Here is a 15,941-nt window from a genome sequence, read left to right as displayed (position 1 = left end):
CCCCGCGCCGCCTGTTCCAACAACATGATGAAGGTGCTGATCCTGGGCGCCGGCCATGCCGGCGGCACGGCCGCGGCCCTGCTGCGGCAGTACGGCCATGCGGGGCCGATCACCCTGGTCGGCGAGGAGCCGATCCCGCCCTACCAGCGCCCGCCGCTCAGCAAGGCTTGGCTGAAGGGCGAGGCCGACGCCGACTCCCTGGCCCTGAAGCCGCTGGAATTCTACGCCGAGCACGGGATCGACTTCCGGCCGGGCGTCCGCGCCGTCCAGCTGAAGCGCAGCGACAAGGTCGTCCTCCTTTCGGACGGCGGGGCGCTCTCCTACGACATCCTGATCATCGCCACGGGCGCCCGCGCCATCGCCCTGCCGATCCCCGGCGCGGACCTCCCCGGGGTCATGGCGCTGCGCACCGCCGCCGACGCCGAGCAGCTGAAGGCCGCCGTCGGTCCGGGCAAGACCCTGGCCGTGGTGGGCGGCGGCTATATCGGGCTGGAGGTCGCCGCCTCCGGGCGCGCCCTGGGCGCAGAGGTCGTGGTGCTGGAGCGCGAAGAGCGCCTCCTGGCCCGGGTGGCCCGCAACGCGCTGTCGGACTTCTTCCGCAGCTATCACGAGGCCCACGGGGTCCGCTTCGAGCTGGGCTGTTCCGTGGTGGCCTTCGAGGGCGAGGGGCGTGTGACCGGCGTCCGCCTCGCCAGCGGCCAAGTCATCGCCTGCGACGCCGTCGTGGTCGGCGTGGGCGCTGCGCCCAACGACGAGATCGCCGCCGACGCTGGCCTCGAGACCGCCCGCGGGATCGTGGTCGACCTCGACGCCCGCACCTCGGACGCGGCCATCTTCGCCATCGGCGACGTGGCCCACCGGCCGATGCCGATCTACGAGCGCATGTTCCGGATGGAGAGCGTGCCCAACGCCCTGGAGCAGGCCAAGCAGGCCGCCGCCGCCATCACCGGCCGTCCGCGACCGGCGGGCGAGTGCCCCTGGCAGTGGTCCGACCAGTACGACCTGAAGCTCCAGATCGCCGGCTATCCGTTCGACGCCGACCAGATCGTGCTGCGCGGAGATCCCGCGACGGCGAAGTTCGCGGTCTTCCATCTGAAGGGCGACCAGCTGCAGGCGGTGGAGGCGATCAACGCCCCGCCCGAGTTCATGATGGGCAAGCAGCTCATCCTCAACCGCAAGCCCGTCGACAAGACGCGGCTTGCCGATCCCACGATTTCCATGAAAGAGGTCGCCGCTTAAACGCGCGGCTCACGGGGAGCGCCATGGCCAAGATCACCTACATCGAACACGACGGCACCGAGCACGTGATCGACGTGAAGTCCGGCCTCTCCGTCATGGAAGGCGCGGTGAAGAACAACATCCCGGGCATCGACGCCGACTGCGGCGGCGCCTGCGCCTGCGCGACCTGCCACGTCTATGTGGACGAAGCCTGGCTCGACGTGGCCGGTTGGCGCTCGGCCACGGAGGTCGCGATGTTGGACTTCGCCGAGGAGGTTGAGGAGAACAGCCGCCTCTCCTGTCAGATCAAAGTGACCGACGCCCTGAACGGCCTCGTCGCACGCATGCCGCAGAGCCAACGCTGAACCGCGAGACGACCGCTTGATCTGCCGGCCGGAACGGAAACGTACGTCCAGATTGCTCTGTGCCGCTGGCGAGAATCTACTAGGGTGGCGCTGCGACCATGCGAGTCGGGTGAGGCGATCACGCCGCAGCAGAAGGGAGTATAAGCCCACGGGAGAAGCTCGTCGAGGTGCCTCTGAGATGCAAGCGCTATTCTCACGCCACGGCGCTGATTGGTGGGGCGCCTGCCTGTGGCCTGCCCCCGAGAGGTGATCCAGGTTCAATGATATACCGACCGGCGCTGCGTCTGACTCTGTGGGGATTCCCTTTGAGCGGAGAAGAGGGTTCGATGGTCGAGCCGGAGGGGTTCGCCATGCCAGCTATCGCGCTTCGCCAGGATTATGACGCCGCTCAGCTTCGCGCGCTTGCACGGGCCAACAACGACGCCTGGCAGGTCCGACGACTGCTTGTGCTGGCGGCGGTCTATGAGGCGCCAGCCGCGGCCCCGCGGGCGGTCTGGGCACTTCTTCGCTCGGGCGGCGTGTACAAGCAGCCTCAGCTGCAGGCGGCGTAGCGAGGAGATTCAGCCGGCGAGACCCGTCGACTGAAGCGGCGCGAGGGACAAAGAGCATGTGGCCCGGGCCGACAATCGCGCGTAGCCGATGCCCTTCAGGATCCGCCCAGGTCACGTCCCTGAGTGGTGGAAATTGGGCTGGCCTAGCGGTGTGACGTCTCAGGCCGAGCGCGGTGTAAGTATGGGCGCTGCGGCGGGTGGAACAAGTAGGATCTGATCCTCGTCGGGGGGCTGGCCGAGATCGGCGAGCGGCTCCAGGCTGAGGTAGCGGTGCTGCAGCTGCCATTCGTCGTTCTGCTCCATGAGCACGGCGCCGACGAGGCGGATGATCGAGGCCTCGTTGGGGAAGATGCCGACGACGTCGGCCCGGCGCTTCACCTCCTTGTTCAGCCGCTCCAGCGTATTCGTAACCGGTATGAGGATGGCGGCGCCGAAGTCCCGCTGTGGCTGTCGCAGCTGCGGCTTATCGTGCGACCATCCGGGACAGAGGCGCCGGGAGCACGAAGGTGCGGGCAGGCCGATGCACATGATGAGCCGTGAGCTCGAGTTAGTAGCTGGCCGCCTCTGCGACTCGCCCGGTTGCGCTGTGAGCGCGGATTCGTAGTTATCGTGTCGCCCGCCGCTCCCGTCATCCAACCCGACAGGAGGAGGCAATGCGACGTGTTGTTGGAATAGACATCCACCGGACCTTCGGCGAGGTGGTGATCTGGGAAGAAGGCAAGCTCACGCGCGCGGGGCGAGTGGACATGACCCGACCCGCGCTGGAGGGCTTCGGCCGCAGCCTACTCAAGACCGACGAGGTGGTGATCGAGGCGACCGGCAACGCCATGGCCGTGTCGCGGGTCCTTTCGCCGTTCGTCGGGAGGGTGATTATCGCCAACCCCCTCCAGGTGAAGGCGATCGCTCATGCCCGCGTGAAGACCGACAAGATCGACGCCGGCACGCTGGCGAGCCTGCGCGCGGCCGGCTACCTGCCCGAGATCTGGACGCCGGACGCCGAGACCGAGCGGAGGCGACGCCTGACGGCTCGCCGCTACCAGGTCGTTCGGCACCGCACCCGGCTCAAGAACGAAGTGCACGCCATCCTGCACGCGCACCTGATCCCATGCCGATTTGTTCAGCGGCGTCGGTCGGACCTGGCTTGAGCGGCAGCCAGTCCCCCACGATGAGCGGGTCGCGATAGAGCGGCATGTCCGTGAGCTCGACCGGCTGGCTGAAGACCTCGCCGGCCTGGACAAGGATTGTGAATCGGCGTGGAAAATTGGCTCTGACGCAATCTTGGTGGTGAGGGAGCTTATCCGGCGCCGATGACGCGAGCCTGCAGCAGATCGAGCTTTCCACGGCCGTACATCTGGCGTTTCACCAGCTTGAGTTTGGTGATCTGCCCCTCGGTCTGGCCGTTGGACCATGGCGAGGCGATCGCCGCGCTGACGGCCGCCCGGTCTCTGACGACGCCGTTGGCGAAGGAAGCGACCAAGCTCGATCGGGCTCGCTCCAGCCAGGGCTCGAGATCGGCGAGAGACTTCTTGCGGATCATGGCCTGGAAGGCGGCGATGGTTTCCCGCGCCTCGACCAACAGAGGCACGCCACCCTCGATCGCCGCGACTGTGACGCTCTCGGACTTGGAAAGATCGTCGCGACCGATGGTCATGAGCCGCGCAATGGTCCGGGCCGAGGGGGCTCGGCTCAAGGCGTCGCCATCCATCTTCTCAGCCTTACGCCGTCGCGTAGCCCACTCGGTGACGACCCTACGACAGCCGCGAAACCCTTGGCTCTTGAGCTGTCGCCATAGCTCGGCGCCATTCCGTTGTCCGGCTGCCCACTGAGCGTCAAGCCAGGGCAGGTACAGTTCAAGCGAACTCTCCCGGACGCGGAAGACATCCGAGCGTTGACCGCGCAGCACACGGCGAACAAAGCCGCGGCTGTACCCGGTCCGACGAACAATCTCTTTGATGGTCGCCCCGCCCTTTGCCAGCCCGAGAATGGCGGCGTTGGTGTCTTCCCGGCGAAGATATCCCTCGTACTGGATCCGCTCGGCAGCGGTGAGCAGGTCGGGATTGATCGTGGCGGCTCCGATGGCGGTTCGAATTTGGCGCATGGATTTACGCACGGCATCGAGGAAGGCGTGGCTGGCGTTTTCCATCAAATGCCACCGGTCCGCCACCTGGGTCGCCCTTGGTAACGCTTTTGCCGCCGCCAAGGCGTAGCCGCCGCCGCGGTCACGGGCGACGATACGATCTGAGGTTGGTCTGATAGCCAGGCCTGGGCTGTCGCCGGCTCCCGGTCTGGCAGCAGGGCGATGGTCTTGCGCCGCTCCAGGTCGCAAATGATGGTCCCATAGCGCTGGTTGCGCCGCCACGCCCAGTCATCGATCCCGATCACCGTCGGCGGAATGAAACGCGGGCTGCCGCGACGTCGCACGACGCGCAACAACGTGTCGTTGCTCACTGGCAACATCAGCCTGCGGGCGAAACTCGCGGCCGGTCGCCCGCCCAGGGCAAGCCCGAGATGGTGGACAATATGATCCAGGCGGGCAGTTCGACGTGCCCATGGCGCCAGAACGTCCTTGTCGAAGCGCTCGGCGAATATCCGCCGGCCACACAGCACGGCGGCGCAGTGAAAGCGTCGCGCCACGACGACGAGGTGGACAGGCTTACCCGCAATCGGCAAATCCGCCAGCCGTCGCCGATATCGGCTGTGAATCCGCTCCGATCTCGTTCCGCAGCCTGGACAGGAGCTCGAAGTGTACGAGGGCCGAACCGTGATCAACGTCGCCTCGCCCTCGTTGATAGCGGCGTCGACTACAAAGCCGCGCGGGACGAGGGGAAGATGGTCGGAGGGACTGCCCCATGGCGTTGACTCCTTTTGCGAACCAACGCCAGCCGGCGGCCGGATTTTATCAAAAGTGAGTCAGAGCCATTTTTGCGCGCCGTTTGACAGACAGCACGCTGAAGACCTTGGCCGCGGCGGTCAAGGCGCGCTGGGCGTGCGAGCAAGCCCACCAGCAGCTCAAGGAACAACTGGCCTCGACCATTCGAGGGGCGGTCATGGACAGGGCTGCACCGGCACGCGCTGATGACAATGATCGCCTACGCTTTCTTGCAAAGCCGCCGCCTGACTCGGGCGGGTGGGGAAAACGAACCTTCGGCCCGCCATCTCAGCCGAGCCTGCCGGCGAGCCGACAGGCCCTCATCGATCAACTCTTCCTGGCAGACTCGCGACGATGTCCGCATTGCAGAGCACGGCTCACACGGAATCTGCCAAGGCAGTGCTAGGCGGCCGCTCAAGATGACAGGCGGCTGCTGGTGGCTTCCGCAGGATTGTCCACCCGAGGCCAAGTGATTTTTGGATGGCCACGTAGCTACCGGTCAGCGCCGCGACGGCGCTGCGCAGGTTCGCCTCCGCCAGCACCCGCTGGCGCTCGGCCTCCAGGCTGTCGCCTAGTGAGACGACGCCATGCTCGTGGCGCTGTCGCATCAGCACCGCCGATTCGTCGGCCGCCCGCTTGATCTCGGCCAATGCGGCGACGGTCCGCCTTTGCTGCGCAAAGCGCGCGAGCGCGGTTTCGGCGTCCCGCAACGCGCTGAGCACCACCTGCCGATACTGCGCCTCGGCTTCATCGCGACCGGCGCGCGCCTGCGCGACCGCCGCCGAGGTTCGTCCAAAGTCCAGCACGCCCCATTGAAGCTGAGGCACGGCGATTTTGGAAACGTCGCCGCCGGCCACGAGATCGTCCAGCGACGTGCCGCCGATCCCGAGGATGCCCATGAAGCTGATCCTGGGGAACCGGGCCGCCTCCGCGCCGCCGATGCGCGCCGTCGCGGCCGCAAGGCTACGCTCGGCGGCGCGGATGTCCGGCCGCCGGCGCAACAGCGAGGCGGGATCGCCGATCGCCACGCTTTGGGGAGGTAAGGGGACGTCACGCGGCTCAGCCAGCAACGCGTCGAGCGATCCCGGCGCCTCGCCCGCGAGCACAGCCAGCGCATTTAGGTAGATCTCGATCTCGGCTTCCGCCACTGCGAGATCGTTGGTTGTCGCCTGCATCGCTCGGTTCGCCTGGCCGACGGCGAACGCCGGCGCCGTGCCCTGCCGGAAGCGCTGCTGGGCAAGGTCGAGTTGCTGACGCTGCAGGTCGAGCGCCCGCCCCAGGGCGGCGGCGCGCTGCTGCCGGTCGCGAAGGTTCGTATAGGCATCCGCGATCTGGCTGGTCAGCTGGACCTGCGCATCCGCAGCGTTGTAGGCCGCCGCCGCCGCGAGGGCGTTGGCCGCTTCGATCCGGCGGACCTGTCCGCCGGCAAGGTCGATCTCCCAATTGGCGTTCAGCCCGAAATTGTAGAACTCGAGCGAGGTGTCCCCACCTTGTTCGGACGACGGCACGGGAGCAGGCGAGGGGGCGCCGCTTGCCCGGCCCGACTGTAGATCCAAGCCCGGCAGATCTGCGATCACTGCCGTCGCCTGAGCCCCTGCGGTCGGGAACAGGGCGGCGCGCTCCTGGCGGACCGATGCGCGAGCCTGCAGGATTCTCGCCTGCGCCGCCTCGATCGACGGGTTCGACGCAAGCGCGCGCCGCTCAAGCTCGTTGAGCACCGGGTCCTGCAGCGCGCTCCACCAGGCGGCCACGGTGGGCTCGTGTGAACTCACGCCTGCCGTTTTTTGAACGAACGTGGGGCCTGGGGTCGCGCGGCCGAGCTCCGGCGGTCCAGAATAGTCCGGGCCGACGACGCATCCGCCAAGCAGCAGCGGGGCAAGGATGAAATGTCTGAACCTGCTCATCGAAGTCTCAGTGCATCGCTAGCGACAGCCCCTTGGGCAGGGGACGGAGGAAGAGCACGAGCGGCAGGGTCGCCAGCGTCGCAACGGCCATCGCCCAGAATATGTCATTGTAGGTCATGACGAACGCCTGTTGCTGGATGGTGCCGGCGAGCGCCTGGAACGCCGCCTGCGGGCTCCCGAGCGCATGTGACATCCCCGCGAGATATTCCTGCAGAAGGGGATCACTGGCCCAGAGAGTCTCCTCCATCCGTCGGCTGTGGAGCCACATCCGCTGGTCCTGGAAGGAGGCAAGCGCCGCGAGCGCGAATGAGCCGCCCAGGTTCCGCGCCGCATTGAAGATGCCCGAGGCGTCGCCGGCGTCCTCGCTGCTGACCGAGGCGATGGTCGCCTGGTTCAGAAAAAGCATGGTCAGGATCATTCCCACCCCGCGCAGCAGCTGTCCGGCAGTGAAGGCCTCGCCCGCGGACTCCGCCGTAAGACTGGTGCTTGCGAAACAGCTGATCGCCATGATGGCCAGGCCTGCGCCGACAGCGACCCTGATGTCGACCACCCGGATCAGGAACGGCACGATGGGCATCAAGACGAAGGCGGGCACGCCCATGAGAAAGATGACCTGGCCGGTCTGCAGCGCGTTGTAGTCGGCGATCAGTGCGAGGAACTGGGGGATCACGAACATCGAGCCGTACATCACCATCCCGAGCGCCAGCGCCATGACCACCACGCTGCCGAACTGCCGGTTGAGAACGATCCGCAGCTTCAAGACAGGCTTCGCCGCCCGGATCTGGCCGATCCCCAACATCACGAAGCCGATGACGGTCACGATCGTCAGCTGGACGATGAGGGACGATTCAAACCATTCCTCGCGGTGCCCTTCCTCGAGAACGACGGTCAGCCCTCCCAGGCCGAGGATCATCCCGAGGATTCCGAACCAGTCCGCCTCGCGCAGGTAGACCCAGTTCGTCCGTTCGTGCGGCAGGCCCAGCAGCAGGAGGATGAGCAGGAGGGCGCAAACCGGCACATTGACGAAGAAGGCGTAGTGCCAGCTCAGGTTTTCGGTGAGCCAGCCGCCGAGCAACGGCCCCAGCACCGGTCCAAGGATCACCGTCATTCCGAAGAGCGCCATGCCTATCGGCTGCTGCTGGGGCGGAAGGCGCTTGGCGACGATCGTCATCGCGGTCGGAATGAGTGCCCCGCCCAGGAACCCCTGGCCGGTGCGACCGATGATCATGGTTGTCAAGTCGGTGGCCACCCCGCACAGGATCGAGAAGCCGGTAAAGCCGACGACGGCGATGAGAAGCAGCGTCCTCAGCCCCAACAGCCGCTCGAGCCATGCGCTCAACGGGATGATGACGATCTCGGCGACGAGAAAGGCCGTGGCGATCCAGGTCCCCTCCGTGGCTGTGGCGCCAATCTCGCCCTGGATGGTGGGAAGTGCGGAGTTGACGATCGAGATGTCGAGCGTCGCGAGCAGCGCCCCCAGCGCACCGGCGGCGACAGCGATCCAAGCGGTCGCGTCGGCCCGTTCTGGGCGAACTGCACCTGCAGGGGCGGCGGCCGTCGCCATGGTTTAGCGCTCCCGGCTCGCAGCCTGCCGAATCCGCTCCAGTTCGCCCTTCGCCGAGCGTGTGTCGACGATGACTTCGACCGACATCCCGGGGACCAGGAGCCGCCGCACCTCCGGCGGCGCCTCGATCGCGATCCGAACAGGCACGCGCTGGACGATCTTGGTGAAGTTGCCGGTCGCGTTCTGCGGCGGCAGCACGGAGAATTGCGCGCCTGTCCCGGGAGCAAAGCTGGCGACCCGTCCCGTCAGCTCGACGCCCGGCAGCGCATCGACTTCGATGCTCACCGGCTGACCGACCCGCATGAGCCCGAGCTGCGTCTCCTTGAAATTCGCCTCGATGAACAACCGGTCCACCGGAACCAGGGTCATCAGCCGCGTGCCGGGCTGCACGAATTGGCCGACCCTGACCGCAAGATCACCGACCCGCCCGTCAATCGCCGCCCTAAGTGAGGTCGACTCGACGGTGACGCGGGCCGCCGCGAGTTGCGCGCGTGCGGCCGCGGCCTGCGACTGGGCCTGGCGCACCTGAGCGCGGAGGGTATTGACACGGCGTTGCGCCGCCAGAAGCGCCGCCTGCGCGGCATCGACCCGTTCCCGCGCCTGGTGCGCCTGGGTCTCGAGCTGCGCCAGCCGCTCGCGAGGCTCTGCGCCGGACGCGGCGAGCGGCTGGTAGCGCGCGACCTGCTGGCCGGCGAACGCGGCCTCAGCACGCGCGGCGCCTAGCTGCGCCTGCGCCTGCGCAATCGCCGCCTGCTGCTCAGCAATCTGGGACCGCGCAGTTTCCGCCGCGGCGGCCGCCGCATCGATCTGGCTGGTAATCTGCTCGGCCTGGGCGCGGTATTCGCGCGGATCGAGCTCCGCGAGTGGCCGGCCCTTCCTGACCGCCTGGTTTTCCGTAACGAACACGCGCTCGACATATCCGGCGATCTTTGGCGCCACGACAACCGAGTCTGCCGACACATAGGCGTTGTCGGTGCTTTGCAAGTATCTGCCTCGTACCTGGTAATCCGAATACCAGAGGGCTCCAGAAATCAGGACGGCAATTGCGCCAAGGAGCAACGCAAGCCGAACCCGCCCGGACTTGAGTGGGGAACCCCGACGCCCCTCCGTCCTTTCACCATTCTCCACGGCGCCCGCTGAATGATCCGCCATCCCTGGCCACCCATTGGTTGAAAGGCGCGGCCCTTGCCACACATCGCCAGAAGTGGCAATCGCATAACATATGGAACCTAATAAAGAGGAGCTGCGCACGGTCGCGACGAGGTTTGGATGGGCGTGGTACAGGATGCGACGGCTAATCGACACGCACCTCTCCGCCCATGGCGCGTCGATGGCGCGCCTGAAGCTGCTCGCGTTCCTTGCAGAAGAGCCGCGCCGCTCGACCGATATCGCGGGCTTTTTCGATCAGGCGCCTCGAACGGTGACCCAGGCGATCGATTGGCTGGAGCAGAACGGCCTGGCCAGCCGCTCTCCGGTCGAAGGAGACCGTAGAGCGAAGATGGTTCAGATAACTGACGCCGGTAGGAAGATGCTGGAGCAGGGGCTGCCGCTCTACGACGAGGTCGTCGGTCAGACCTTCGGCAGCTTGTCGACCGGAGAGCTAGAAGCGCTTGAGAAGGCGATTTCGCACCTGGACCATATCGTGAGTGGCCTCGAACAGCAGGCGGGTATCCGCAGAACTCGCGCCGGCGCGTCTGGCAAAGGGGGCGCACAGTTCTGACTGAGCACCTTCGCCTCCATCAGCTCTGAGGCGCCGCCCGCTGAAGGGGCGGGAGCGGATCGTTCGGATCTGGTGCTCTTCGGCCTCCATGGTCTCAATCGCCGCTGATCGGCGGAGTATCGGGCGCCGCGACGCGAGGGACCGGTCCGTCCGGCAAGCCGAGCGCGCGGCGAGGCCATCGACGAAGCGCCGCACTCGAGGCGGCCTTCCCTTGCGAGGCTTGTCTGCGCAAGGCGCGGGGATCACCGTCCGGGATGCGCCTTCAGATGGCCGCAACGACGGACGCACGGCCGAAACCCTCCTACTGAGGGCTCCGGACTTTGTGCTCTGGGTGCTTCGCACCAGCCCGACCGTCGTCTTGCCCGGCGTTCCCGCGACCTTATGGCAGCCTTCGACGCCCGTGCGCTGGAACGCGCCTGCCACGCCTGCGGCGCTAACGCGAGCGGGCGGCGGCCCCGCCCGAGCGCACGAACTCTACTTCTTCTGCGGAGACTGCGCCGGTCGCTGCGGCTAGGGCTCGCTGGAAACGGTCGAGCCGATCAACTCCTGGGCGGGGAGTTCGATCGTGCAGGTCACGCCCGAATTGTGGAGGTGGCGACGCAGCGAGCCGGCAAGTTGCCCTTCGATCAGGCGACGCAGGAGCCTGGAGCCGAAACTCTCTATCCCGGCCCCCCTGCACCGCGGGTCCGTCCGACTCCCGCCACTCCAGCACGACATGGCCCCGCTGGATTCGCCAACTCACGTCCAGGCGGCCGGTCGGCACCGACAGTGCGCCGTACTTCAGTGCGTTCGTGGCGAGCTCGTTGAGCGCGAGGCCGAGCGCCAGAGCGCGCTCGCCTCGCAAGGTGACCGCCGGGCCCGACACCTTGATCCGTCCAGGCAGCTCGACGCCGTAGGGTTCGAGTTCGGCGTCGATCAGCTCCTGCAGGGTGATGCGGTCCTGGCGCGCTAGCTTGCGGTCCAACAGGTCGTGCGCCCGGGCGAGGGCGGCGATGCGCGCCGAGAGCGCGCGGGCCTGGTCCGGCGGCAGGGTCAGGCTCGCGAGCGCCTGAGTGGCGGTGTAGGCGTTCTTCACCCGATGGCGCAGTTCGTCTCGGGCGAGTTCCGCCTCCTCCAGAGCTTTCGACAACGCCGCCACGAGGCGGACCTGCTCCATCGCCGTGGCCGTGGCGCGCGCCAGGGCCTCAAGGGTTTCGACGACGGCTGAAGACATTGCGCCAAACCAGACGGAGCGGGGCGGGAGCGCGAAGGATTTCTCAGCCGCCCGCGGCCGGGCCTCGAACTGACGATGCCTGATCCTACATCATAGCCACACGCGGCGCAGCCCATAATCCGGTAACCTGAGGTCTGGCAGGCGGGGGGCGCCGGCGGCGTTGCGCAGGGCGCCCACGGCGATGCGGGCGGGACACTGCGCATCGCGCACCAGGTCCACCTTCGGCCGCCGATAGTTGAGCCGGGCGACGCGCTCCAGGCGGTAGCGGCCACATCTCAATCACAAGACGGGATGGAACCTGCTGAGGCGTCCTCGTATGGGCGCGCGGCCGAGACTATGGCCACTTTGAACTCGGCCCTGTCCGTTGTGCCCGCGGTGGTTGGCTTCTGCGCCGCAGAACTCATTGAGCTGTGGTCCGAGGTCAGGCGGTGAGCCGCCTTGAATCCGCCGCCATTGCAGCCATGGTCTTGAGCTAGCGAAATGTTTCCAGGAGCTGGCGATGATCGGTGATGTGTCCCTTACGTTGGGCCGGCGGGTGTCTTCAGCCCGGCTGGAATACGTCAGCCGCATCGGCCGGGGCCTCGAAGGCGTTCGGCGCCGGCTCAAGGCGGGAGTGAGTTCCCCTGCGAACTTGCGTCCGCCCTTCAACGTCAGCCAGACCGTGGAGGCCGTCACCGTAGAATTCGACATCCCGGGCCATGGCAGAGAGGGCCTGATCCTGGACGTGGGACCGCAGCGTTTGCGATTGCAGGCGGTCGGTCGTCCACGCCGCTCCGGTGGCATCGGAGCTCCCTTTGACTGCACCGTCAATCTGCCGGAAGCCGTCGATGCTGATCAGGTGAAGGCGACACTTGAGAATGGCGTGCTGGTGGTGGAAATGACCAAGGCCGCTTGGACGCGCGGCGACGCCAAGCGCGCCCCCGTGCGCCAAGCGTCAGTCCCGGTACAGACGGCGCAAGAAGGCGATCAGGCCGGCGCCCCCCAAGGAGTAGAATTGCGACGCGCCCGAGCGCTGCGAGTTGGTCGTCTTGCGCGACCGTGACTATCGCGACCGTGACAAGCAGGGCGGCGACAACGATCCCAAGCGCGATGCTGTCGCCGGCGCGTCTCACGGCGCGCGGCAAGTCGGTCAAGTCGGAGCTCGACACTTGCACGACAAGGCCGTCGCGGCTGACCCGTCCGATTCCACGCCGGAGCGCTTCGGGCGCCATCGCCAGAACCTGGTCCAGTTCCTTGAAGGTGCGGAACGCGCGGGCGGCCAGCGCCTTCGGTTCAAACCGGGCGGCGAACGCCCTGACGACCACGGGCGCGATCGCGGCGATAACATCCAGGTCTGGATCGAGCGTTCTCGCAAGGCCTTCGGCGATGCCCAGGGCGCGCAGCAAGAGCAGCAGGTCCGACGGCAGCGTCAGCGCGTTTTCGCGGGCGATCGTGATGAATTCGGAGATCGCCTCCGCAAGCCGGATCGGCCGGCCTGAGTCAGCGGCATAGCGCAGGAAGAACCTGTCGACAGCTTGCTCGAGCCCAGGCGGCGGGGCGCCCGAGCGCCCAGACCAGTCCATCAGCACATCGGACACCCCCGGACATCCGCGTCGACCAGTGAGCCGAGAACGACGAGGACCTGCTCTCGCCGCTTCGCCGAGAGCCTTCCGACCGATCCGAAGTCCAGCAGAGCAAGTCTGCCATCTGGCGTAACCAGAACATTCCCGGGATGCGGATCTGCGTGGAACACGCCCTCCAGCAGGATCATGCTCAGCAGCCCCCGGGCTGCTTCGGGCGCCAGAGCGCGCGCCAAGGCGGGCTCGTCCTTGCGGAAGGCGCCGTTCGGGCTGCGACCACGGACGCGCGTGCTGACCATGGTCCTTTCCGTAGTGAATCGCTCATGAACAGGAGGCACGTGGAACGCGGTTCGCCGCTCGCGGATCTCCGACTGATTGCGGGCCTCGATCCGCAAATCGATCTCCTCCAGAAGCGCCTCGCTGAGTTCCGTCACGACGCGCACGGGCTGGTGGCGGCGCAGCGCGGGCGCGCGGCGCTCGACCACACGCGCGGCCGCCACGAGCAGCCGCAGATCGGCGCGCATGATCGCCTCGATCCCAGGCCTGCGGACTTTCACGACGACCTCTTCACCGGACCTAAGCCGCGCGGCATAGACCTGCGCGATCGAGGCCGCAGCGATCGGCGTCGAGGAGAATTCCGCGAAGATTTCGTCCGGTGAGCCGCCCAGATCGATCGCCAGCTGTTCGCGAATCCACTCGAAGGGCGCGGGCGAGACGTCTGCGTGAAGCCGGCTCAGCCGGTCCGTCAGCGCCGGCGGAAGCAGATCCGACCGCGTCGCCAGGATTTGGCCAAGCTTCACGAACGTGGGGCCGAGCTCCTCGAGGGCCGCGACTAAGCCTTCGTATGCCGCGCCCTCGGCGACCTCGTCTGGGGCTGCGCCGCGAAGCAGACCTAACCGCACCAAGACAGGTCGAGCACCGGTCCGAGCGAGGGTGCGGAGCACGGTCGCAAGACGGCGATAGTCGCTGGGAGAAAAGGTCAAGGGCGCCATGGGACGGGGATGATCGGATCGATCACATAACGCAAGGCTGGCCGCCGCGCCCGACCCCATCCACCGCTCAGGAATTGATCTGGTGAGCGAGTGCGAGAGATCGGAAAAATGATCCGGTTCATCATCGGCGGCCTGAGCCACTCCAACCGCGCTTGCCAATCGCCGATCGTGTCCCAAGCCGTGGTGTAGCTTCGGCGGTGTGATCACCGCGCTCTCCAGCTGGGCCGGACTTGTCAGGCGGCCACGGCGGGCAGGCTGACGAGGGCATCATCGCTGAGCAGTGCGAAGCTTTCCAGCGGCATGTAGCGGGAGCGCTGGACGGCCCATTCGTCGGACTGCTCGAGCAGGATGGCGCCGACCAGGCGGGCGAGCGCGGCCTCGTTCGGAAAGATGCCGACCACCTCGGTGCGGCGCTTGATCTCCCGGTTCACCCGCTCGATGGGATTGACCGAGTGGATCTTCACCCGGTGGGCGGCGGGGAAGCTCATGTAGGCCAGCACGTCGTCCTCGGCCCGCTCCATCAGCTCGGCGAGCTTCGGCAGCTTGAGGCGCAATTGGTCGGGGACCCTGCGCCACTGGGCCTTTGCGGCCTCGGCGTCGTCCTGCGCGAAGGCGGTGGCCATCAGCGCCGAGACCACCCGCCGGCCGTTCTTGCCGGCGTGGGCCAGCGCATTCCGGGCGAAGTGCACGCGGCAGCGCTGATGAGTGGCGCTCAGCACCCGCGCGGCGGCCGCCTTCAGGCCCTCGTGCGCGTCGGAGATCACCAGCTTGACGCCGCGCAGGCCGCGGCGGGCCAGCTTGCGCAGGAACTCCGTCCAGAAGGTCTCCGCCTCGGACGGGCCGATGCCCATGCCGAGCACCTCTCTCCGGCCGTCGGTGTTGACGCCGACGGCGACGGTGACCGCCATCGAGACGACACGGCCGGCTTGGCGCACCTTCACGTAGGTGGCGTCGATCCACAGGTAGGGCCACTCGCCTTCGATCGGCCGCTCCAGGAAGGCCTGCACCCGCTCGTCGATCTCCTCGCACAGCCGGCTGACCTGGCTCTTGGAGATGCCGCTCATGTCCAAGGCCCGGACCAGGTCGTCCACCGAGCGGGTGGAGACGCCCTGGATGTAGGCCTCCTGGATCACTGCGGTCAGCGCCTTCTCGGCCAGCCGCCGCGGCTCGAGAAAGAACGGGAAGTAGCTGCCCTTCCGAAGTTTCGGGATCCGCAGCTCCACCGTGCCCGCCCGGGTCTCCCAATCCCGATCGCGATAGCCGTTGCGCTGGACCAGCCGCTCAGCGCTCTTCTCACCATGGCCCGCGCCGGTGAGCTGGCCCACCTCCAGCTCCATCAGCCGCTGGGCGGTGAAGCCGATCATCTCGCGCAGCAAATCGGCGTCGGCGCTCTTCTCCATCAGCCCGCGAAAGGCGATCATGTCGTCGGTCATCTTCGGTCTCCTGGTTTGGGGTTTGTGTCTGCAAACCCGACCCTAACCGAAGATCGCGGATGACCACCCCGCTACGCCGCTCGCTCCCTACGGCGCCTTGTAGGGGCGCGCTCCGCGAGCGGCTTCGCTACCGCCCAGCTACACCACGTCCGGGGACACCACCCAATCGCCGTCGGCGCTGTGCTCATGGAAGCCTGTCTCGGTGATGAAATGGAGCGGTCGCAGGTCCGCCGTCAGGGCCGCCCCGGGGGCTTGCGGTGTCAAGAGCGCCGCGGACAAACTGCAAGTGGGACCGCCCCCGCGCGAGCAATGCGGCGCGAAGGGCGCCTTCCACCTGATTCCGCACCGTCATCACGGCGCGCGCCGGGTGGCGCATCCAAGCTGCCTTCTTCCAGGGCGGCGTAGACGGCCGCCAGTGCGGCGTTGGCCGCCGGAACTTCAGGAGCCGGCATGTCGAGCCGCCACCATGGCGTTAGGGCATCAGCCCACATGCGCGTCCGACCTGCGCCGGCACTTTCTGCGTTGCGGCGAGTTCCCGGGCGTCCCGGTTGCG

13 protein-coding genes and 3 pseudogenes are annotated in these 15,941 nt (G+C 67.2%); 8 read left to right on the top strand and 8 right to left on the bottom strand.

Annotated elements, in window-relative coordinates:
• Positions 1 to 27: 27 nt before the first annotated feature.
• From LRS10_RS18125 to LRS10_RS18115, 3 genes are all read left to right on the top strand, one after another.
• A complete protein-coding gene (locus LRS10_RS18125) occupies positions 28 to 1,239 on the top strand; it encodes an NAD(P)/FAD-dependent oxidoreductase (protein ID WP_257838476.1) in 1,212 nt (403 codons plus the stop codon).
• Positions 1,240 to 1,262: 23 nt separating this feature from the next.
• Positions 1,263 to 1,583, top strand: a complete 321-nt coding sequence (locus tag LRS10_RS18120) for a 2Fe-2S iron-sulfur cluster-binding protein (RefSeq protein WP_257817806.1) — start codon at positions 1,263 to 1,265, stop codon at positions 1,581 to 1,583.
• A 326-nt stretch (positions 1,584 to 1,909) separates the two neighbouring features.
• Positions 1,910 to 2,134 (top strand): hypothetical protein, encoded by a 225-nt coding sequence (locus LRS10_RS18115; RefSeq protein WP_374570377.1) that lies wholly within the window; start codon positions 1,910 to 1,912, stop codon positions 2,132 to 2,134.
• A gap of 159 nt (positions 2,135 to 2,293) precedes the next feature.
• Here the strand turns inward: LRS10_RS18115 and LRS10_RS18110 are convergent.
• Positions 2,294 to 2,542 (bottom strand): annotated as a pseudogene (locus tag LRS10_RS18110) (transposase); the annotation flags it as partial.
• A gap of 245 nt (positions 2,543 to 2,787) precedes the next feature.
• Between LRS10_RS18110 and LRS10_RS18105 the strand changes: the two are divergent.
• Positions 2,788 to 3,279, top strand: coding sequence for a transposase (locus LRS10_RS18105; RefSeq protein ID WP_257838475.1), 492 nt, complete (start codon positions 2,788 to 2,790; stop codon positions 3,277 to 3,279).
• A gap of 149 nt (positions 3,280 to 3,428) precedes the next feature.
• Here LRS10_RS18105 and LRS10_RS18100 read toward each other — a convergent pair.
• Positions 3,429 to 4,924: pseudogene (locus LRS10_RS18100) on the bottom strand (ISL3 family transposase).
• Positions 4,925 to 5,082: 158 nt separating this feature from the next.
• Here LRS10_RS18100 and LRS10_RS18095 point away from each other — a divergent pair.
• Positions 5,083 to 5,426, top strand: a pseudogene (locus LRS10_RS18095) (IS701 family transposase); the annotation flags it as partial.
• Here the strand turns inward: LRS10_RS18095 and LRS10_RS18090 are convergent.
• Genes LRS10_RS18090 through LRS10_RS18080 form a run of 3 tightly spaced genes read right to left on the bottom strand, consistent with a single transcriptional unit; the run spans position 5,381 to position 9,455 of the window.
• A complete protein-coding gene (locus tag LRS10_RS18090) occupies positions 5,381 to 6,907 on the bottom strand; it encodes an efflux transporter outer membrane subunit (RefSeq protein ID WP_257838474.1) in 1,527 nt (508 codons plus the stop codon). The pseudogene LRS10_RS18095 and the gene LRS10_RS18090 sit on opposite strands and share 46 nt — an antisense overlap.
• Positions 6,908 to 6,914: 7 nt before the next feature.
• On the bottom strand, positions 6,915 to 8,471 hold the full coding sequence (locus LRS10_RS18085) for an MDR family MFS transporter (RefSeq protein ID WP_257838473.1): 1,557 nt from the start codon (positions 8,469 to 8,471) through the stop codon (positions 6,915 to 6,917).
• Between the two features lie 3 nt (positions 8,472 to 8,474).
• Entirely contained in the window at positions 8,475 to 9,455 is a 981-nt protein-coding gene (locus LRS10_RS18080; protein WP_257838472.1) for an HlyD family secretion protein, read from the bottom strand.
• A gap of 346 nt (positions 9,456 to 9,801) precedes the next feature.
• On the opposite strand from LRS10_RS18080, the gene LRS10_RS18075 reads away from it, so the two are divergent.
• Positions 9,802 to 10,191 (top strand): MarR family winged helix-turn-helix transcriptional regulator, encoded by a 390-nt coding sequence (locus LRS10_RS18075; RefSeq protein WP_257838471.1) that lies wholly within the window; start codon positions 9,802 to 9,804, stop codon positions 10,189 to 10,191.
• Between the two features lie 433 nt (positions 10,192 to 10,624).
• Here LRS10_RS18075 and LRS10_RS18070 read toward each other — a convergent pair whose 3' ends face one another.
• A complete protein-coding gene (locus tag LRS10_RS18070; RefSeq protein ID WP_257838470.1) occupies positions 10,625 to 11,404 on the bottom strand; it encodes a sensor histidine kinase in 780 nt (259 codons plus the stop codon).
• Between the two features lie 499 nt (positions 11,405 to 11,903).
• On the opposite strand from LRS10_RS18070, the gene LRS10_RS18065 reads away from it, so the two are divergent.
• Together LRS10_RS18065 and LRS10_RS18060 are read left to right on the top strand one after the other, a co-directional pair.
• Entirely contained in the window at positions 11,904 to 12,446 is a 543-nt protein-coding gene (locus LRS10_RS18065; RefSeq protein ID WP_257838469.1) for an Hsp20/alpha crystallin family protein, read from the top strand.
• Positions 12,433 to 12,882: a hypothetical protein gene (locus tag LRS10_RS18060; protein WP_257838468.1), complete on the top strand. Its 450-nt coding sequence runs from the start codon at positions 12,433 to 12,435 to the stop codon at positions 12,880 to 12,882. The genes LRS10_RS18065 and LRS10_RS18060 overlap by 14 nt, the downstream gene beginning before the upstream one ends.
• An 83-nt stretch (positions 12,883 to 12,965) precedes the next feature.
• On the opposite strand, the gene LRS10_RS18055 is transcribed toward LRS10_RS18060, so the two are convergent.
• Complete coding sequence (locus LRS10_RS18055) at positions 12,966 to 14,162, bottom strand: AarF/ABC1/UbiB kinase family protein (RefSeq protein WP_257838467.1); 1,197 nt, start codon at positions 14,160 to 14,162, stop codon at positions 12,966 to 12,968.
• 26 nt (positions 14,163 to 14,188) lie between these two features.
• Positions 14,189 to 15,388: an IS256 family transposase gene (locus tag LRS10_RS18050; RefSeq protein WP_257817799.1), complete on the bottom strand. Its 1,200-nt coding sequence runs from the start codon at positions 15,386 to 15,388 to the stop codon at positions 14,189 to 14,191.
• Positions 15,389 to 15,941 lie beyond the last annotated feature (553 nt).

This window comes from Phenylobacterium sp. J426, from assembly GCF_024699945.1.
In the GTDB taxonomy this organism is placed as follows: Bacteria; Pseudomonadota; Alphaproteobacteria; order Caulobacterales; family Caulobacteraceae; genus Phenylobacterium.
The sequence above is the reverse complement of the archived record's forward strand: the minus strand, read 5'-3'. Positions and strand labels throughout refer to the sequence as shown.